Consider the following 17,901-nt stretch of genomic DNA (forward strand, 5'->3'; position numbering starts at 1 on the left):
GGGAGTGACAGCATGGAATGCAAAGTAAGCTGGCTGGGACAAGACGGGATGGCGTTCGCGGCCGAGACGGGCAGCGGTCATCTGGTCGCGATGGACGGCGCACCCGAGGGTGGCGGGCGCAACCTCGCGCCGCGCCCGATGGAAATGGTGCTGCTCGGCACCGGCGGCTGCACCGCCTACGACGTCGTGATGATCCTGAAGAAGAGCCGCCAGGAGATCGCCGGCTGCTCGGTGACGCTGAAGGCCGAGCGCGCGAGCGAAGATCCGAAGGTGTTCACGAAGATCCACTTCCACTTCACGGTGACGGGCAAGAATCTGAACCCGGCGACCGTCGAGCGCGCGATCAACCTCTCGCACGACAAATACTGCTCGGCGTCGATCATGATCGCGAAAACCGCCGAGCTCACGCATTCGTTCGACATCGTCGCGCTCTGAGCGCGAAAGCGATCGCGGCCACGGCCGCCACCCCGCCCCAAATGAAAAAGCCGGCGTCCCAACGGACGCCGGCTTTTCTTATTCAGCGGCAAAGCAGGCCGATAAGCCGGATTCTGTGCACGCGCCGCGCCCGAAGACTCGACCCGCGTGGCAGCCATTCCTCTAGGCGCGCCATTACTGACGCGCTCAAGCTTCCTACCCGCAGACGAGACGGGGGCCCCGTCCTGCATCGCGAAGATGCGCGCCTGCCTACTTGGAATTGCTCCGGGTGGAGGTTACCGTGCCGGTCTGCCTTGCGACAGCCGCGGTGCGCTCTTACCGCACCGTTTCACCCTTACCTGATCCCGGCTTGCGCCGGGCCATCGGCGGTTTGTTTTCTGTTGCCCTGTTCCGCGTGTCGCCACGGATGGCCGTTAGCCATCACCCTGCCCTGTGGAGTCCGGACTTTCCTCGCCCTCGTTGGCCGAAGCCGTCGAGGCCGCGACTGCCTGGCCTGCTTTGCTGGCGCGAATTTTAACACCGAACTTGGAAGCGCCTAGCGCTTGCGCCGCCCCATGCGGAACACGGACGTGTCGTCGTAGAACGCCGGCGATTCGTTCTCGGGCCACCAGCCCGGAATGCCGAGCACCGGCAGCGGCGCGAACATGCGGCTCGTCAAAGCGTCAGGGCCGAGCAGCGCCGCGCTGACGACTTCATCGAGCCATGCGTCGCGCGTCGGGGTGTCCCATTCGAAATACTCTGCCGGAACGTCGACGATCCATGCATGGCCGGTGCAGCCCTTGAACGGCGCGATCAGCTTTTCGAGCAGCGCATGGCCGAAGCACCGCACTTCGCAGCTCCGCCCCCACGCATCGCGCCACGCGACAAACAGCGTCTGCCACTCGAAGCCGCGTAGCGCGGCGCTCAGCGAAGAATCGGCGCAAGCGAACAGCAGCGCGTTTTCGTCGAAGAGGGTCAGCATGTCGCGCACACCGCCACGCGTCGGGCCGATGCCGAGCACGTCGAGTTCCGCCGACTGGCGCGCGTTCAGCGCCGCCTTGATGCGCGGAAACGCGAACCACATCGAACCGTTGAAGAAGTCGTGCAGATTGTGGCGCGTCGGCACGCAACCGGTCGACGCGATATGCCCCTCGTACGCGGCACCCGGTGGCAGGTCGTCCTGCGCGATGAACGCAAGAGGCTGGCCGCGGCCGGTGGTCGGTTGCATCTGGGCGGCGTCGGCGTTCATCGCGGCGAGAAGGTCCGCGTAGCCGGTCAGCGCGGCTTGCTGCCAACGCTGACCGCGTGTGGCGAATTGCGCGAACCACGGCTTCGACCAGTCGATTGCGGCGAAGCACGGTGGCAGAGGCTCGGGTGCCATGCCGCGCGCAGCTTTGGCCGCCGCGGCTTCATGCGCTACCGCGGAGCCCGCTTTCGCCGCCTTATCAATATTGGCAGCGCGCTGCCCCGCCTCACGCTCCCGCATCTACCGCAGCCTCAAACGAGACGCCAGCCAATCGACTCCCCGCCTCGCAGCGGCACGACCGGCGTATCGCCGGCCGGCAACTCGGCCGGCAGCGTCCATTCCTCGCGACGCAGCGTGACCTTCTCCGTATTGCGCGGCAGACGGTAGAAGTCCGGACCATGGAAGCTCGCGAAGCCTTCGAGCTTGTCGAGCGCGCCGGCCTTGTCGAATGCTTCGGTATAGAGCTCGAGCGCGTGCAGCGCGGTGTAGCAGCCCGCGCAACCGCACGCGTGTTCCTTCAGCCCCTTCGGATGCGGCGCGCTGTCGGTGCCGAGGAAAAAGCGCGGATCGCCCGAGGTCGCCGCCTCGACCAGCGCGACGCGATGCGTCTCGCGCTTGAGCACCGGCAGGCAGTAGTAATGCGGACGGATGCCGCCCTGGAAAATCGCGTTGCGGTTGTACAGCAGATGGTGCGCGGTGATCGTAGCGCCAAGCAGTTCCGGCGCGACGCCCGCTTCGCGGACGTAGTCGGCCGCGTCCTTCGTCGTGATGTGCTCGAACACGACCTTCAGCGCCGGAAATGCGCGGCGCAGCGGCATCATCACGCGATCGATGAAGACCTTTTCGCGATCGAACAGATCGATGTCCGAATCGGTCACCTCGCCATGCACCAGCAGCGGCATGCCGACTTCCTGCATCACTTCCAGCGTCTTCGCGCACTTCATCAGATCGGTGACGCCCGCGTCGGAGTTCGTCGTCGCGCCCGCCGGGTACAGCTTCACGCCGTGCACGAAGCCGCTCTCCCGCGCGCGGCGGATCTCGTCGGGCGGCGTGTTGTCGGTCAGGTACAGCGTCATCAGCGGCTCGAATTTCGCGCCCTCGGGAATCGCGGCGTTGATGCGCTCGCGATATGCCTTCGCCATCGCGGTCGTCGCGACCGGCGGCTTCAGGTTCGGCATGATGATCGCGCGACCGAACTGGCGCGCGGTGTCAGGCAGCACGGCCGCGAGCATCGCGCCGTCGCGCACGTGCAGATGCCAGTCGTCCGGGCGGACCAGTGTGACGGAATCGGGGGAAACGTTGGAAGCAGTCATGGCAGGAATACGAGACTTCGCGCGCCTCGCTGATCGACCGGTCAAACCGCGTTGTAGCGGCCCAAACACACGTCAATTTTGCTATTTGGCGTCTCCGGCTCGGTGATATGCTTGGAAAATCATCATTGTAACGGCTCACTCCGTTCACAGGCTCACCTGCAACATGTGCCAACTTCTCGGAATGAACTGCGCCGCGCCGACGGACGTCACGTTTTCCTTTACCGGCTTTGCGGCGCGTGGCGGCGTCACCGATCACCACGCCGACGGCTGGGGCATCGCTTTCTTTGAAGACAAGGCGTGCCGCTTGTTCATCGATCATCAGTCGTCGGCCACGTCGCCAATCGCCGAGATGGTCAAGCGCTACCCGATCAAATCGAAAAACACGATCGCGCACATCCGCAAGGCGACGCAAGGGCACATCCTGCTCGAAAACTGCCACCCGTTCATGCGCGAACTGTGGGGGCGTCACTGGATCTTCGCGCATAACGGCGATCTGCAGGCTTACGCGCCGGAACTGAATGGCGTGTATCAGCCGGTCGGCACGACCGACAGCGAACTCTCGTTCTGCGCGCTGCTGGAAGGTTTGCGTAAGGCTTTTCCGGGCGCGCAGCAGCCGCCGCTTCACGAGCTGTTCGCCGCGCTCGAGACGCTCACGCGTGAAATCACGCAGTACGGCGTGTTCAATTTCCTGATGTCTAACGGCCAGGCCCTGTTCGCGCATTGCTCGACGCATCTGCATTACGTCGTGCGTCGCTGGCCGTTTTCGACCGCGCATCTGGTCGACGCGGACGTGTCGATCGATTTCGCCAAATACACGACACCCGAAGACCGCGTCGCAGTCATCGCGACCAAGCCGCTGACCGACAACGAAGTGTGGACCGCGTTCAAGCCCGGCGATCTGCTGATGTTCCAGCATGGCGACGTGATCGGCCGCGCCAATATTCCGGTGCCGCAGTCGGTGCTCGAAAAGCTGCGCAATCCGGCGCTCGACGCATCGGCGTCGGCCACCACGATCGCGGCGTCGAACGGCGCGCACGCGGTGGGCACGAGCGCAACCACGCTTTCACCCGACAGCGAAACCGATCTCGAAGCCGCCGATGACACGGCAGCGTTCGAGTCGTAAGCCGCCGCGTCACCCTACGCCTGCGAAACAAAAAGCCGCTCCACGGAGCGGCTTTTTTTCGTCCCGCGCGAGCCCCAAAACGAGGCCTGCGCACCCACCCTCAGTGCAGAATCTTCGCGAGAAAATCCTTCGCGCGATCCGACTTCGGATTCGCGAAGAAGTCTTCCTTGCGGTCGTCTTCGACGATCAAACCCTTGTCCATGAAAATCACGCGATGCGCGACCTTCTTCGCGAAGCCCATTTCGTGCGTCACGCACATCATCGTCATGCCTTCCTGCGCGAGTTCGACCATCACGTCGAGCACTTCGTTGATCATCTCCGGATCGAGCGCCGAGGTCGGCTCGTCGAACAGCATCGCGATCGGGTCCATGGAGAGCGCACGTGCAATCGCCACGCGCTGCTGCTGACCACCGGACAGCTGCCCCGGATACTTTTCCGCATGTGCGCGCAGACCGACGCGATCGAGCAGCTTCAGGGCCTTCGCGGTCGCCTCGTCGTTCGAGCGGCCGAGCACCTTGACCTGCGCGAGCGTCAGGTTCTGCACGATCGACAGATGCGGAAACAGTTCGAAGTGCTGGAACACCATGCCGACCTTCGAGCGCAGCTTCGACAGATTGGTTTTCTTGTCGGTCAACGACTGGCCGTTGATGACGATCTCGCCCTTCTGGAACGGCTCGAGTCCGTTGACGGTCTTGATCAGCGTGGACTTGCCCGAACCGGACGGCCCGCACACCACGACCACTTCGCCCTTTTTGACTTCCGTCGTGCAGTCGGTCAGCACCTGGAAATGGCCGTACCACTTCGAAACATTCTTGATAGAGATCATCTTGCGACCTTTTTCTGAAGACCTTTGACGAGGCTCGACGCGATCACGCAGATCACGAAATAACACGCGCCCGCGAACAGTACCATCTCGACGTTCGTGCCGTCACGATCGCCAATATTCGTAGCCGTGCGGAAGAAGTCGGCGAGGCTGATCACGTAGACGAGCGACGTATCCTGAAACAGCACGATACCCTGCGTGAGCAGCAGCGGCACCATCGCGCGGAACGCCTGCGGCAGCACGATCAGGCGCATCGCCTGCCCATAGGTCATGCCGAGCGCGAACGACGCGTTGACCTGACCACGCGGCACCGCCTGAATGCCGGCGCGGATGATCTCCGAATAATACGCGGCCTCGAACAGCGAGAACGCGACCATCGCCGAGGCGAGCCGGATGTCGATGTCGGCCGACAGACCGAGCACGCTTTGCAGCACCTGCGGCACGATCAGGAAGAACCACAGCAGCACCATCACGAGCGGGATCGAACGGAAGAGCGTCACGTAAGTCTGCGCGAACCATCCGAGCGGCTTGATCGGCGACAGTCGAAACATCGCGAGAATGGTGCCCCAGATGATGCCGAATACGATCGCGATCAGCGTGATCTTGAACGTGATGATTGCGCCGGTCCATAGCGTAGGCAGCGCGCCCGGAATACCGCTCCAGTCGAAATGATGCATCACTTTCCTCCGATATAGCCGGGCAGCCGGGCCTTCACTTCGACCCAGCGCATCAGTTGCATCACGATCAGATTGATCAGCATGTATGCGAGCGTGACCGCGATGAACGACTCGTAAGTTTGCGACGTGTAGTCGACGAGCTGGCGCGCCTGCGCGGACAGATCGAGCAGACCGATCGTCGAGGCAACCGCGGAGTTCTTGAAGATGTTCAGAAACTCGGAGGTGAGCGGCGGCACGATGATGCGGTACGCGACCGGCAGCAGCACATAGCGATACGTCTGCCACTGCGTGAAGCCTACCGCCAGACCGGCCGCGCGCTGGCCGCGCGGCAACGCGTTGATGCCCGAGCGCACCTGCTCGCACACGCGCGCGGCGGTGAAGAGGCCCAGACACACGATCGACGATGAGAAGAACTGCGCGCCCGGCGGCAATTGCTTGAACCAGTTGCCGATCGACACGGGCAGCAGCTCCGGTATCACCAGATACCAGATGAAGAACTGCACGATCAGCGGAATGTTACGGAAAATCGCGACGTAGACGGTGCCGGCGCCCGACGCCCATTTGTTGGGCACGGTGCGCAGCACACCGAAGAGCGAGCCGACGATCAGCGCGATCACCCATGCCGACAGCGACACGGTGACCGTCACCCACAGCCCCGAGAACAGCCAGCCCAGATAGGTGGTCGGCTCGCCCGTGGAGACGGGACTCAGCAGAATGCCCCAGTTCCAGTGATATGACATGACCAAGACTCCGGCAAAAAGAAACGGAAGAAGCGCGTGGCCCCTTCCGTTCCGTTCAGCGTTTCGAAAGTGTCGAAAAAGCAGCTAGGGTTTAGTCGATTGCCTTGTCGTTCGGGTTCTTGAACAGCGCACGCATATCGTCGCTCATCGGGAAGTTCAGGTTCAGGCCCTTCGGCGGGATCGGCGATTCGAACCAGCGCTTGTAGATCTGTTCGCCTTCGCCCGACGTTTGCACCTTCGCGATGGCGTCGTCGGCGACCTTCTTGAAGTCGGGGTCGTTCTTGCGCAGCATGCAGCCGTACGCCTCCCGCGATTGCGGCGTGCCGACGATCACGAAATCGCCCGGGTTGCTCGACTTCGCGCGCTCACCGGCGAGCAGCGCGTCGTCCATCATGAACGCGGCGGCACGGCCCGTCGACAGCGTCAGGAACGATTCGCCGTGATCCTTCGCGCTGATGATGTTCATGCCCATGTTCTTTTCCTGGTTCATCTTGCGAAGCAGGCGCTCGGACGTGGTGCCGGCGGTCGTGACGACCGTCTTGCCCTTCAGGTCCGGGAAGTCCTTGATGCCGGAATCTTTCTTGGTCATCAGGCGCGTGCCGATCACGAAGATCGTGTTCGTGAAGGCGGCCTGTTGCTGACGCTCGAGGTTATTCGTGGTGGAGCCGCACTCGATGTCGACCGTGCCGTTCTGCACGAGCGGAATGCGGTTCTGCGACGTGACCGGCACGAGCTTCACCTTCAGGTTCGGCATGTTCAGCTTCTGCTTGACGGCCTCGACGATCTTCATCGCGTAATCCTGCGAGTAGCCGATCACGTTCTGCTTTTCGTCGTAATAGGAGAACGGGATCGACGATTCGCGATGGCCCAGCGAAATGACGCCCGTATCCTTGATCTTTTTCAGCGTGCCCGAGTCTTGCGCATGCGCGCCAACCGTAAACAGTCCGAGAGTCGCGAGCAGCAGCGCAGCTTTTTTAATCTTCATCTTGATCTCCTTGGCAAGAACCGGCGCCAGTGTAACAAAGTAATTTTTCTGAAAGTATCGCTATTAACCATTCTGTTGCGCGCACGCCGCGATGGGCTCGCGGCGCCGTGGCACGGCCGTTTCGCGCATATGAGAAGGCGGGCGGCATCGATAGGATGCCGCCCGCCGGTCAAACACGCCGTCTTGTGGACCGCGTTGATGCACGAGGTTTCGGCGGTGTGCGCCTCCCGGCCCGGATACCGCGCCGCGTCACCGCCGTTTCAAACAAGATAGGACACGGTCCATCAGGGATACAAGCCGCGCAACTCGCGCGCCTGCAAAATCCGCTTACACGCGACGATGAACGCAGCCGTGCGCACCGACACGTTCTGCTCGCTCGACACCTGCCACACCGCCGCGAACGCTTCGCGCATCACGCGCTCGAGGCGCTCGTTGATCTCGTCCTCGGTCCAGAAGAAGCTCGAGAAGTCCTGGACCCATTCGAAATATGACACTGTCACACCGCCGGCATTCGCGACCACGTCCGGAATCACGAGGATGCCGCGATCGTGCAGGATGTCGTCCGCCGCCGTGGTGGTCGGGCCGTTCGCGCCCTCGACGATGATCCTGGTCTTGATCTTGCCGGCGTTTTTTTCGGTGATCTGATTTTCCAGCGCCGCCGGAATCAGGATGTCCGACTCGACGGTCCAGAACTCATCACCGGTGATCGCGTCGGCTTCGGGGAAACCGCCGACGCCGCCCGTCTTCGCGACGTAGTCGAGCAGCGCGACCGCGTCGATGCCGGTGGACTTGTACACCGAGCCTGTATGGTCCTGCACCGCGACGACCTTCGCACCCGCCTCCTGGAACAGACGCGCGGCGATGCCGCCGACGTTGCCGAAGCCCTGCACCGCGATACGCGCGCCTTCGATGTCGAAGCCGATGCGGCGAGCCGCTTCGCAGCCCACCACGAACACGCCGCGGCCGGTCGCCTCGCGACGGCCGAGCGAGCCGCCGAGCGTGATCGGCTTGCCCGTCACGACGCCGGTGGCCGTCTGGCCCTGATTCATCGAGTACGTGTCCATCATCCACGCCATGATCTGCTCGTTCGTGTTCACGTCCGGCGCGGGGATGTCGGTATTCGGTCCGATGATGATGCCGATCTCGCTCGTGTAGCGGCGCGTCACGCGCTCGAGCTCGCCACGCGACAGCGTGCGCGGATCGACGCGGATGCCGCCCTTCGCGCCGCCGTACGGCACGTTCACCGCCGCATTCTTCACCGACATCCACGCGGACAGCGCCATCACCTCGGATAGCGTAACGTCCTGGTGATAACGCACGCCGCCCTTGCCCGGACCGCGCGACACGTTGTGTTGCACGCGATAACCCTCGAAGTGCGCGACCGTGCCGTTGTCGAGTTCGATGGGCACGTCGACGACGAGAATGCGCTTCGGGCGCTTCAGGGTTTCGAGCCAGCGGGACAGCGAACCGAGATACGGCGCGACGCGGTCGACCTGGCGCAGATAGTTGCCCCAAGGGCCGAGGTCTTCCTTATTGAGGTAGGAGGGAACGGCTTGCAACGTTGAGGCGGCTTGGACCGATTCTGCGGCTTGTTGCTGGGATGACATGAACGCTCCGGCGTTTGATCGAGTACGGGCATTGTGGAAAAACGCCGTATCGAAATCCAATGCCGTTTCCTTATCCCGTTATGTTTTTCTTGCATAACGTTCGCAAAGCCGCAAATTCGCGTCGTCGCGACGCAGGTTCGAGTTTGAGTTTTATGCCGCGGCTCAGGCGGCGCTCTGCCGGAGTTCCTCCGACACCACGTCCCACAACCGGCGCACGAGAATCTGGCGGGCGTCGTCGCTTTTCGCGGCGAGCTTGTCGCGATACAGGCGAATCTCCATGCTGAGCGTCAGCTGCCCTTCGGGCGTGCCGCGCGTCGCGCGATCGAGGCGGATCAGCCGGCCTTCGGCCACCGCATCTTCGACCGCGCTATGCGGCAGAAACGCGATGCCGTGACCGGCGAGCGCCATCGCCTTGAGCCCCTCGGCCATGTCGGTTTCGTAGAGCCGGTCGAGGTACAGGCGCTCCGGCGCGTTCGCGAGAATCACCTCGGTCATGCGCCCGAGGTACGCGTTCGGCGTGTACGACAGATACGGCGCGGGCGCATCGGCCGAGCCTGGCAGCGTGTGACGCGGCCGCCCCGCGCGGGCCGGCGCCGAGAACGGGCTGATCGGCTCGTGGCCGAGCGTCAGCATGTCGTAGCGCGCCGGATCGAGCGCGACCGGATGGCTCGGATGGTGGTAGCCCATCATCAGATCGCAGCCGCCTTCCACCAGCGAGAGCGCCGCGTCGTGCACGTTCAGCGCGCGCAGCCGCGTGTGGATCGGGCCCATCTGCGCCTCGATGCGCTGCAGCCAGCGCGGGAAGTAAGTGAGCGACAGCGTGTGGGGGACCGCGAATTCGATCGTCGCCTGGGGCGTCGCCGTGTGGCCGCGCAGCAGCGCGCGCGCCTCGTGGAATTGCGACAGCATCGCGAGCGCCTGCTCGTTGAACACCTGACCGGCCGCCGTGAGCCGCGTCGGATAAACAGAACGGTCGATCAGTTCCGTGCCGAGCCACGCCTCGAGCGCCTGGATGCGGCGCGAGAAAGCCGGCTGCGTGACGTGGCGCAACTCGGCCGAGCGGCTGAAGCTACGCGTTTCCGCGAGCGAAATGAAGTCTTCGAGCCATTTCAGTTCCATGCGATTGCGCTTGCCGTCGAGAGGGAAGAAGTCTGCATTCTAGGGTCTGTTTACATATGGAACGCACGTGCGAATGCCCGCTATCGGTCGCAGGGCAAGGAGTAAGGAGCGCTGCGTGGCCGCGCCACGTGAGCGACGCACGACGCCGCCATGCGGCCGATAGCGGGCATTCCCCTGGAATGAAATTCAGAACTGGGGTTGCCGCGAGAAGGGCCGCTCGCTGCGTCATGCTCCTTGCGAATACGTCGAGTATTCGCGGCGTCGCAATCCTTGCGAGCGGCCCTTCTCGCGGCAACGCACGTGCGTTCCATATGTAAACAGACCCTAGCGGCGCGGATTGCGACCGACGCATCCGGACGAGCCGATCGCGTCACAGTGGTAAAATCCACGGTTCCCTCCGTTCCCGACCCGCTCGCTGAGCGCTCAACCGCTTCAACCCGGTCCTCATCATGTCCGACACCCGCCCCGACACCCTGTTCGCGCTGAACGCGCTTTCCCCGCTCGACGGCCGCTATGCCGCCAAAACCGAAGCCCTGCGCGACTGGCTCTCGGAAGCCGCCTTCATGCGCAATCGCGTGACGGTCGAAATCCACTGGCTGATCGCGCTGTCGCGCGCCGGCTTCGCCGAAGTGCCGCGCTTCTCCGAGGCGTCCGAGCAGTTCCTGCTGCAACTGGCCGAGCGCTTCACCGCGCACGACGCCGCGCGCATCAAGGAAATCGAGCGCGTGACGAACCACGACGTGAAGGCCGTCGAATACTGGCTGAAGGAATCGGTGAAGGGCCATGAAGAACTGGAGCGCGCGAGCGAGTTTATCCACTTCGCGTGCACGTCGGAAGACATCAACAACACGTCGCACGGCCTGATGCTCGCCGGCGCGCGCGAACACGTGATCCTGCCGGCGCTGCGCTCGGTGCATCAACGCCTCGTCGCGCTCGCGCACGCGCACGCCGCCCAGCCGATGCTGTCGCGCACGCACGGCCAGCCGGCCAGCCCGACCACGCTCGGCAAGGAAATCGCCAACGTCGCCGCGCGGCTCGCGCGTGCGATCGAGCGGATCGCGAAGGTCGAACTGCTCGGCAAGATGAACGGCGCGGTCGGCAACTTCAACGCGCACCTGTCCGCGTATCCGGAGTTCGACTGGGAAGCATTCTCGAAGGACGTCGTCGAGAACCGTCTGAAGCTCGCGTTCAATCCGTACACGATCCAGATCGAGCCGCACGACTACATGGCCGAGCTGTTCGACGCGATCTCGCGCGCGAACACGATCCTGCTGGATCTGGACCGCGACGTGTGGGGCTACATCTCGGTCGGCTACTTCAAGCAGCGCACGAAGGCCGGCGAAATCGGTTCGTCGACGATGCCGCACAAGGTCAACCCGATCGACTTCGAAAACTCGGAAGGCAACCTCGGCCTCGCGAACGCGACGTTGCGTCACCTCGCCGACAAGCTGCCGGTGTCGCGCTGGCAGCGCGACCTGACCGACTCGACGGTGCTGCGCAACATCGGCGTCGCGTTCGGCTACTCGCTGCTCGCGTACGACTCGCTGATCCGCGGCCTCGACAAGCTCGAAGTGAATGCGCAGCGTCTGAACGAAGACCTCGACAACTGCTGGGAAGTGCTGGCCGAGCCGGTGCAGACCGTGATGCGCCGTTACGGCATCGAGAATCCGTACGAGCAGCTGAAGGAACTCACGCGCGGCAAGGGCATCACGCGCGAGGCGCTGCAGAGCTTCATTGGCGGCCTGGCGATTCCGCAGGACGCGAAGGACCGCCTGCTCGCGATGACGCCCGGCTCGTACATCGGCCGGGCCGTCGAACTGGCGAAGCGGATCGGCTGATCTGCAGGCCCAGCTTCTTCAATGCATAAAAAAGCCGCTCCGGGGAGCGGCTTTTTTTCGTCCCGCGTTCGAAGCTGGAACGCGAAGCAATCAACGACTCAGCGCGCTTCGACCTGCCTGAGCACCTCGTCGACGATCTGTTCCGGCGTCAGATCGATGCTGACCGTGATCGCTTCGTCGTCACCGGGCTCCTCGAGCGTATCGAGCTGGCTTTGCAGCAGCGACGGATCGAAGAAATGCCCGGTGCGATCCCCGAGACGCTCCGCGAGCACCTCGCGCGAACCCTTCAGGTAGACGAAGCACACGTCCTTGTCGCCGGCACGCAGAATGTCGCGATACGAGCGCTTCAGCGACGAACACGTGAACACCGCCGTCTCGCCCGCTTTCTGCTTTTCCTCGATCGCCGCGCGGATCGTCTTCAGCCACGGCCAGCGGTCTTCGTCGGTGAGCGGAATGCCGTGGTGCATCTTCTCCTTGTTCGCCGCGCTATGGAACGCGTCGCCGTCGGTGAACGCGCAATGCAGGCGCTCGGCCAGCATTTCGCCAATCCTCGTCTTGCCGGCGCCCGACACGCCCATTGCGATCAGAATCATTTGAAACTCCTTACAGGACCGCCGCGAGTGCGAAGGTCAGGCCCAGCCCCATCACCGAAATGATGGTTTCGAGGAGCGACCACGTCTTGAAGGTCTGCACCACCGTCATGCCGAAATATTCCTTGATCAGCCAGAAGCCGCCGTCGTTCACGTGCGAGAAGATCAGCGAGCCCGAGCCGGTCGCGAGCACCATCAGTTCCGGCTTCACCTGCACCGCGCCCGCCGCCGCGATCGGCGCGACGATGCCGCAGGCGGTCGTCATCGCGACGGTGGCCGAGCCGGTCGCGAGACGCATCATCGCCGCGACGAGCCAGCCGAACAGCAGCGGCGACAGATGCACCGCGGTCGCCACGCTGGTGATTTCCTTCGAAATGCCGCTATCCATCAGTACGCGGCCAAAACCGCCGCCCGCACCGACGATCAGTGTAATACCCGCGATCGGCGCCAGACATTCTCCGCAGAACTTCTGAATCTGCTCGCGGTTAAAGCCGCGGCTCGCGCCGAAGGTCCAGAAGCTGACCAGCACGGCCGTCAGCAGCGCGACGTCGGTGTTGCCGAAAAAGCGCAGCAGATCGTTCGGCAGCGTCTTCGGCTCGAAAACCAGGTCGGCCCAGCTGCCGACCAGCATCAGGACCACCGGCAACAGGATCGTGACCAGCGTGATGCCGAAGCCCGGCAGTTCGCGCTTCGGTGCAGCGGCCTTCGCGGCGTTACCACTTTGCACGCCGTTGGCGTCCTTCACGTCGCTGCCCAGAAATTGCGCGGCAAGCGGATTTTCCTTCGGTAACTGGACATGACGGCTCACCAGCAACGCGAACAGCGGACCGGCGACGATCGCGCACGGCACGCCGACGATCAGACCGTAGGCGATCGTCTTGCCGATGTCCGCGTGATATGCCTGCACGGCGAGCAGTGCGGCCGGGTGCGGCGGAATCAGCCCGTGCACGACGGACAGACCCGCGACCATCGGCAGGCCGACCAGCAGCAGCGATTTGTTGGTGCGCTTGGCGACGTTGAACGCGATCGGAATCAGCAGCACGAAGCCGACTTCGAAGAACACCGGCAAGCCGACGATGATCGCGACCACCATCATCGCCCAGTGAATGTGCTTCTCACCGAACCAGTTGATCAGCGTGGTCGCGACACGCTCGGCGCCGCCCGATTCGGCCATCATCTTGCCGAGCATCGTACCGAGACCGACGACGATGGCAATGTGCCCGAGCGTGTTGCCGTTCCCCGTTTCGAACGATTTGACGATGGTCTGCATCGGCATGCCGGCCACGAGGCCCAGCAGCAACGACACGATGATCAGAACGAGAAACGGATAGACCTTGAAGCGCGTGATCATCAAGATCAGCAGCGCGATCGCGATCAATGCGTAGACCAGCAGCAAGCTGCCGTGGGCAGATTCCATGAAGCCCCTCCTTTGGTTTATTGATTTCAGAGTGCGGATGCGGCCGCCACTTCGTCTCACGGCAACCTGCGCGATGCCTGAAAACCCGGCTAGCCGCGCGGACGCTGAATTCTACTGTTTGTTTCCAGAAAGCGCGCGCAAATGCAGCACGCATATCAAGTAAAAAAAGAGTCTCGGCGCGACAGCCTGATGCGGCTGTATCGACGAGACTCCTGGGCCCGGTTCAGTTGACCGATGCGCTATTGGGTTGTGGGGCTTAGTGCGCGGGTGCCGCCAGTTGGCTCGCGGCGCGCGCGAGGCGCGTGATCTCGTCCCAGTTCTGCGCGGCGAGCGCGGCCTTCGGCGTGAGCCACGAACCGCCGACACAAACCACGTTCGGCAGCGACAGGAAGTGCGGCGCGCTTTCCGGCGTGATGCCGCCGGTCGGGCAGAACTTCAGCGCCGGGAACGGGCCGTGGAACGCCTGCAGCATCGGCACGCCGCCCGCCTGCTGTGCGGGGAAGAACTTGACGATCTCGTAGCCGAGCTCGAGCGCGAGGATGATGTCCGACGGCGTCATCACGCCGGGCAACAGCGGCAGACCCACATCCTGCGCGGCCTTGTGCATGTCCTTGGTCAGACCCGGCGACACGCCGAACTGCGCGCCCGCCCTCTTCGCCTGGGCGCAATGCTCGGGCTTCGTGATCGTGCCGACACCAACCACGATGTCGTCCGCGAGTTCGCACGCACGCTCGATCGCGCCGAGGCCCGCCGGCGTGCGCAGCGTGATTTCGAGCACCTTCACGCCGCCCGCGTGCAACGCGCGCGACACGTGTTCGCCCTGTTCGACCGTGTCGAACGCGAGCACCGGAATCACCGGGCCGAGGCGCACGATATCGCTTACTGTTTTCGACGTCATAGTCAGACTCCTTGTTTCTGCAGCGCCGCGCCGGCTTGCGCGGTGCTCGTGTGATGGTCGCTGGGTTGATGGTCACCGTCGTGGCCGTGCTTGTGATGGCTGCCGTGGCCGTGCTTGCCGTCGACCGTGCCGCCCTCGCCGACCAGCTTGCCGAACACCGACGCGCCCTGCTCCGCCGGCGCCGCCGCCGCACGGAACACGCCGAACAGCTCGCGGCCGAAGCCGACTTCGTTGTCCGCCTGATGCAGCGGCTCGGCGTTCGGACGCGCGGCCCACTCCGCTGCGTCTATTTCGATGTCGAGCACGCCCGCTTCGGCGTCGATCACCAGCATGTCGCCCGTGCGCACTTTGCCGATCGGGCCTTGCAGCAACGCTTCCGGCGACAGATGGATGACCGCCGGCACCTTGCCCGACGCGCCCGACATACGGCCATCGGTCACCAGCGCGACATGGAAGCCCTGATCCTGCAGCACACCGAGCAGCGGGGTCAAACGATGCAACTCGGGCATGCCGTTGGCGCGTGCGCCTTGGAAGCGCACCACCGCGATGAAGTCGCGCTTGAGCTCGCCCTTGTCGAATGCTTCCTGCACCGCTTCCTGCGAATCGAACACGATTGCCGGCGCCTTCACCTTGCGATGCTGCGCCGCGACCGCCGAAATCTTGATTACGCCGCGGCCGAGCTTGCCCTGCATCAGACGCAGGCCGCCGTCCGGCTGGAACGGCTCCTTGATGCCGCGCAGCACCGCTGTGTCCGCGCTCGCCTCGACACCTGCCACCCATTGCAGCTTGCCGTCGAGCAGCTTCGGCTCCTCGGTGTAGCGCTTCAGGCCCTTGCCCGCGACCGTGTTCACGTCTTCATGCAGCAGACCGCCTTCGAGCAGATTGCGCACGAGGAACGCGACGCCGCCCGCCGCGTGGAAATGGTTCACGTCGGCCTTGCCGTTCGGATAGATCTTCGCAAGCAGCGGTACCGCCTGCGACAGCGTGTCGAAGTCGTCCCAGTCGATCACGATGCCGGCCGCGCGCGCGATTGCGACGAGGTGCAGCGTGTGATTGGTCGAGCCGCCGGTCGCCAGCAGCGCGACGATGCCGTTGACGATCGCCTTCTCGTCGACCACATGGCCGATCGGCATGTAGTGGCCGCGCTCGACCGTCAGATCGAGCACGCGGCGCGCGGCCTGCGCGGTCAGCGCGTCGCGCAGCGGCGTGTGCGGATGCACGAAGGCCGAGCCCGGCAGATGCAGGCCCATCACTTCCATCAGCATCTGGTTACTGTTCGCGGTGCCGTAGAACGTGCAGGTGCCGTGGCTGTGATAGGCGGCCGCTTCCGCTTCGAGCAGCGCGTCGCGGCCGCACTGGCCGGTCGCGAACTGCTGACGCGTCCTGGCTTTGTCGTCGTTCGACAAGCCGCTTGCCATCGGGCCGGCCGGCACGAAGATGGTCGGCAAATGGCCGAACTGCAGCGCGCCGATCAGCAGGCCCGGCACGATCTTGTCGCAGATGCCGAGGCACAGCGCCGCGTCGAACATGTTGTGGGTGAGCGCGACGGCCGTGCTCATCGCGATCACTTCGCGCGAGAACAGCGACAGCTCCATGCCCGCGTTGCCCTGCGTGACGCCGTCGCACATCGCCGGCACGCCGCCCGCGAATTGCGCGACGCCGCCGTTTTCGCGCGCGGCCTGCTTGATGATGTCCGGGTAGTTTTTGTACGGCGCGTGCGCCGACAGCATCTCGTTGTACGACGACACGATGCCGATATTCGGCTCGCGAATCTGCTTGATCACGAGCTTGTCGTTGCCCTCGAGGCCGGCGAAACCGTGAGCGAGGTTCGCGCACGACAACGCGCCGCGCGCCGGAAAGCGCCCCTGCGCATGCTCGATGCGGGCCAGATACGCTGCGCGCGTGGGCTTGCTGCGCTCGATCACGCGTTGCGTGATCTTCAACAATTGCGAATGCGGGGAAACCATCGGAGCTCCTTCGTCGCTGGCGGCAGGCGCACGCATGACACCTGGCGGTATCGCGGGGTTGTGATATCGAACGACGTCATCTTAGTAGAAAAACTACACGATCGCAATGACGAACTCTGTTGCGGCGCCGCATGGCGCGGATCGCCAGATCACCATGCTGGCGGCGCCTTACCGCTTTACAGCAGAAACCCAGGGAATACACTTACTCGCCGATATGTAGTTTTTGTACCTACCTTTTGTGCGCCAACGACCAATCGGATATAGTCCACACGTTCTTCAGCATAGTGCGAGTTTTCCGATGATGCTGTCCCAGGTGGAAGAGATGCGCGACCAGCTGCGCCCGTCCGAGCGCAAGCTGGCCGATTACGTGATCGAGGCGCCGCGCGAGGTGCTCGATCTGTCGATGACCGAGGTCGCCGCGCGCGCGGGCGTGAGTCAGCCGACGATCGCGCGCTTCTGCCACGCGCTCGGTTTCTCCGGCTTTCGCGAATTCAAGATCCGTCTCGCGCAGGGCATCGCCAGCGAAGTGCCCGCCGTCTATCGCGACGTGCGGCCCGACGAGCCGACGCCGGGCGTCGCCGCGAAGGTGCTCGACCGGACGATCGGCGCGCTGATTCAGGTGCGCAACAATCTGTCGTCGGATAGCGTCGCCGCGGCGATCGACATGCTCGCGCAAGCGAAGCGCATCGAGTTCTACGGGGCGGGCGGCTCAGGCATCGCCGCGCTCGACGTGCAGCACAAGTTCTTTCGGCTCGGCATGCCGAGCGTCGCGTATTCGGACCCGCATACGTTTCTGATGTCGGCCGCGCTGCTCGGACCTGGGGACGTGGTCGTCGCGATTTCCAATACGGGCCGCACGCGCGACATCATCGATGCCGCGAAGGCCGCGCTGCACGCGGGCGCGAAGGTGATCGGGATCACGCACGGCAATTCGCCGCTCGCGCGGCTCGCAACCGTGGGCCTCTTTGCGAACGTCGACGAAGACACCGACATCTTTTCCCCGATGACCTCGCGCGTGTCACATCTGGCGATCGGCGACATTCTGGCGGTCGGCGTCGCGCTGAGCCGCGGGCCCGAACTGCTGGAGAAGCTCGCGCAAACGAAGGAAGTGATCCACCGGCGCCGGGTGGATTCGCAGGGGTGA

16 protein-coding genes and 1 other RNA gene are annotated in these 17,901 nt (G+C 63.9%); 4 read left to right on the forward strand and 13 right to left on the reverse strand.

Annotated features, from left to right (window positions below):
- Positions 1–12 precede the first annotated feature (12 nt).
- Positions 13–435 carry an OsmC family protein gene (locus tag HDG37_RS20825; RefSeq protein ID WP_184050895.1) on the forward strand — a complete coding sequence of 141 codons (423 nt, stop codon included), beginning with the start codon at positions 13–15 and terminating at the stop codon, positions 433–435.
- An 86-nt stretch (positions 436–521) separates the two neighbouring features.
- On the opposite strand, the gene rnpB is transcribed toward HDG37_RS20825, so the two are convergent.
- The 3 genes from rnpB to pyrC form a co-directional block, all read right to left on the reverse strand.
- An RNA gene (gene rnpB, locus HDG37_RS20830) (RNase P RNA component class A) lies at positions 522–935 on the reverse strand.
- Positions 936–970: 35 nt separating this feature from the next.
- Positions 971–1,900, reverse strand: a complete 930-nt coding sequence (locus HDG37_RS20835) for a DUF3025 domain-containing protein (protein WP_184050897.1) — start codon at positions 1,898–1,900, stop codon at positions 971–973.
- Between the two features lie 11 nt (positions 1,901–1,911).
- Positions 1,912–2,973, reverse strand: a complete 1,062-nt coding sequence (pyrC, locus tag HDG37_RS20840; protein ID WP_184050899.1) for a dihydroorotase — start codon at positions 2,971–2,973, stop codon at positions 1,912–1,914.
- Positions 2,974–3,136: 163 nt separating this feature from the next.
- On the opposite strand from pyrC, the gene HDG37_RS20845 reads away from it, so the two are divergent.
- Entirely contained in the window at positions 3,137–4,096 is a 960-nt protein-coding gene (locus HDG37_RS20845; RefSeq protein ID WP_184050901.1) for a class II glutamine amidotransferase, read from the forward strand.
- 100 nt (positions 4,097–4,196) lie between these two features.
- On the opposite strand, the gene HDG37_RS20850 is transcribed toward HDG37_RS20845, so the two are convergent.
- The 6 genes from HDG37_RS20850 to HDG37_RS20875 all read right to left on the reverse strand — a co-directional run bounded on the left by HDG37_RS20850 (position 4,197) and on the right by HDG37_RS20875 (position 10,047).
- Positions 4,197–4,922 (reverse strand): amino acid ABC transporter ATP-binding protein, encoded by a 726-nt coding sequence (locus HDG37_RS20850; protein WP_184050903.1) that lies wholly within the window; start codon positions 4,920–4,922, stop codon positions 4,197–4,199.
- Entirely contained in the window at positions 4,919–5,596 is a 678-nt protein-coding gene (gene gltK, locus HDG37_RS20855; RefSeq protein ID WP_184050905.1) for a glutamate/aspartate ABC transporter permease GltK, read from the reverse strand. Before gltK ends, HDG37_RS20850 begins: the two co-directional genes overlap by 4 nt.
- Positions 5,596–6,336 (reverse strand): amino acid ABC transporter permease, encoded by a 741-nt coding sequence (locus HDG37_RS20860; protein ID WP_184050907.1) that lies wholly within the window; start codon positions 6,334–6,336, stop codon positions 5,596–5,598. The genes gltK and HDG37_RS20860 overlap by 1 nt, the downstream gene beginning before the upstream one ends.
- 91 nt (positions 6,337–6,427) lie before the next feature.
- Complete coding sequence (locus tag HDG37_RS20865; RefSeq protein WP_184022934.1) at positions 6,428–7,321, reverse strand: glutamate/aspartate ABC transporter substrate-binding protein; 894 nt, start codon at positions 7,319–7,321, stop codon at positions 6,428–6,430.
- 284 nt (positions 7,322–7,605) lie between these two features.
- The gene (locus HDG37_RS20870; RefSeq protein ID WP_184050909.1) at positions 7,606–8,928 is read right to left on the reverse strand and encodes a Glu/Leu/Phe/Val dehydrogenase; all 1,323 of its coding nucleotides are present in this window, start codon (positions 8,926–8,928) and stop codon (positions 7,606–7,608) included.
- Between the two features lie 162 nt (positions 8,929–9,090).
- Positions 9,091–10,047, reverse strand: coding sequence for a LysR family transcriptional regulator (locus HDG37_RS20875; RefSeq protein WP_184050911.1), 957 nt, complete (start codon positions 10,045–10,047; stop codon positions 9,091–9,093).
- Positions 10,048–10,496: 449 nt separating this feature from the next.
- Here HDG37_RS20875 and purB point away from each other — a divergent pair, with 449 nt between their 5' ends.
- Positions 10,497–11,885 (forward strand): adenylosuccinate lyase, encoded by a 1,389-nt coding sequence (purB, locus tag HDG37_RS20880; RefSeq protein ID WP_184050913.1) that lies wholly within the window; start codon positions 10,497–10,499, stop codon positions 11,883–11,885.
- A 98-nt stretch (positions 11,886–11,983) separates the two neighbouring features.
- Here the strand turns inward: purB and HDG37_RS20885 are convergent, their stop codons facing one another.
- The 4 genes from HDG37_RS20885 to edd all read right to left on the reverse strand — a co-directional run bounded on the left by HDG37_RS20885 (position 11,984) and on the right by edd (position 16,757).
- On the reverse strand, positions 11,984–12,478 hold the full coding sequence (locus HDG37_RS20885; RefSeq protein WP_090801834.1) for a gluconokinase: 495 nt from the start codon (positions 12,476–12,478) through the stop codon (positions 11,984–11,986).
- A gap of 10 nt (positions 12,479–12,488) precedes the next feature.
- Complete coding sequence (locus HDG37_RS20890) at positions 12,489–13,892, reverse strand: gluconate:H+ symporter (RefSeq protein ID WP_184050914.1); 1,404 nt, start codon at positions 13,890–13,892, stop codon at positions 12,489–12,491.
- A gap of 256 nt (positions 13,893–14,148) precedes the next feature.
- Positions 14,149–14,790 (reverse strand): bifunctional 4-hydroxy-2-oxoglutarate aldolase/2-dehydro-3-deoxy-phosphogluconate aldolase, encoded by a 642-nt coding sequence (gene eda, locus HDG37_RS20895; RefSeq protein WP_184050916.1) that lies wholly within the window; start codon positions 14,788–14,790, stop codon positions 14,149–14,151.
- Between the two features lie 2 nt (positions 14,791–14,792).
- Positions 14,793–16,757, reverse strand: a complete 1,965-nt coding sequence (edd, locus tag HDG37_RS20900) for a phosphogluconate dehydratase (protein WP_184050918.1) — start codon at positions 16,755–16,757, stop codon at positions 14,793–14,795.
- A 298-nt stretch (positions 16,758–17,055) separates the two neighbouring features.
- On the opposite strand from edd, the gene HDG37_RS20905 reads away from it, so the two are divergent.
- A complete protein-coding gene (locus tag HDG37_RS20905; RefSeq protein ID WP_184050920.1) occupies positions 17,056–17,901 on the forward strand; it encodes a MurR/RpiR family transcriptional regulator in 846 nt (281 codons plus the stop codon).

The sequence above is a fragment of the Paraburkholderia sp. MM5384-R2 genome (assembly GCF_014201025.1).
In the GTDB taxonomy this organism is placed as follows: Bacteria; Pseudomonadota; Gammaproteobacteria; order Burkholderiales; family Burkholderiaceae; genus Paraburkholderia; species Paraburkholderia tuberum.

Coding starts and splice junctions, on each gene's coding strand:
- HDG37_RS20835 (WP_184050897.1), bottom strand. CDS start 1,900: ATGCGGGAGCGTGAGGCGGGGCAGCGCGCTGCCAATATTGATAAGGCG.
- HDG37_RS20865 (WP_184022934.1), bottom strand. CDS start 7,321: ATGAAGATTAAAAAAGCTGCGCTGCTGCTCGCGACTCTCGGACTGTTT.
- HDG37_RS20905 (WP_184050920.1), top strand. CDS start 17,056: ATGATGCTGTCCCAGGTGGAAGAGATGCGCGACCAGCTGCGCCCGTCC.
- gltK (WP_184050905.1), bottom strand. CDS start 5,596: ATGCATCATTTCGACTGGAGCGGTATTCCGGGCGCGCTGCCTACGCTA.
- eda (WP_184050916.1), bottom strand. CDS start 14,790: ATGACGTCGAAAACAGTAAGCGATATCGTGCGCCTCGGCCCGGTGATT.
- HDG37_RS20870 (WP_184050909.1), bottom strand. CDS start 8,928: ATGTCATCCCAGCAACAAGCCGCAGAATCGGTCCAAGCCGCCTCAACG.
- HDG37_RS20860 (WP_184050907.1), bottom strand. CDS start 6,336: ATGTCATATCACTGGAACTGGGGCATTCTGCTGAGTCCCGTCTCCACG.
- purB (WP_184050913.1), top strand. CDS start 10,497: ATGTCCGACACCCGCCCCGACACCCTGTTCGCGCTGAACGCGCTTTCC.
- edd (WP_184050918.1), bottom strand. CDS start 16,757: ATGGTTTCCCCGCATTCGCAATTGTTGAAGATCACGCAACGCGTGATC.
- HDG37_RS20845 (WP_184050901.1), top strand. CDS start 3,137: ATGTGCCAACTTCTCGGAATGAACTGCGCCGCGCCGACGGACGTCACG.
- HDG37_RS20850 (WP_184050903.1), bottom strand. CDS start 4,922: ATGATCTCTATCAAGAATGTTTCGAAGTGGTACGGCCATTTCCAGGTG.
- HDG37_RS20875 (WP_184050911.1), bottom strand. CDS start 10,047: ATGGAACTGAAATGGCTCGAAGACTTCATTTCGCTCGCGGAAACGCGT.
- HDG37_RS20825 (WP_184050895.1), top strand. CDS start 13: ATGGAATGCAAAGTAAGCTGGCTGGGACAAGACGGGATGGCGTTCGCG.
- HDG37_RS20890 (WP_184050914.1), bottom strand. CDS start 13,892: ATGGAATCTGCCCACGGCAGCTTGCTGCTGGTCTACGCATTGATCGCG.
- HDG37_RS20885 (WP_090801834.1), bottom strand. CDS start 12,478: ATGATTCTGATCGCAATGGGCGTGTCGGGCGCCGGCAAGACGAGGATT.
- pyrC (WP_184050899.1), bottom strand. CDS start 2,973: ATGACTGCTTCCAACGTTTCCCCCGATTCCGTCACACTGGTCCGCCCG.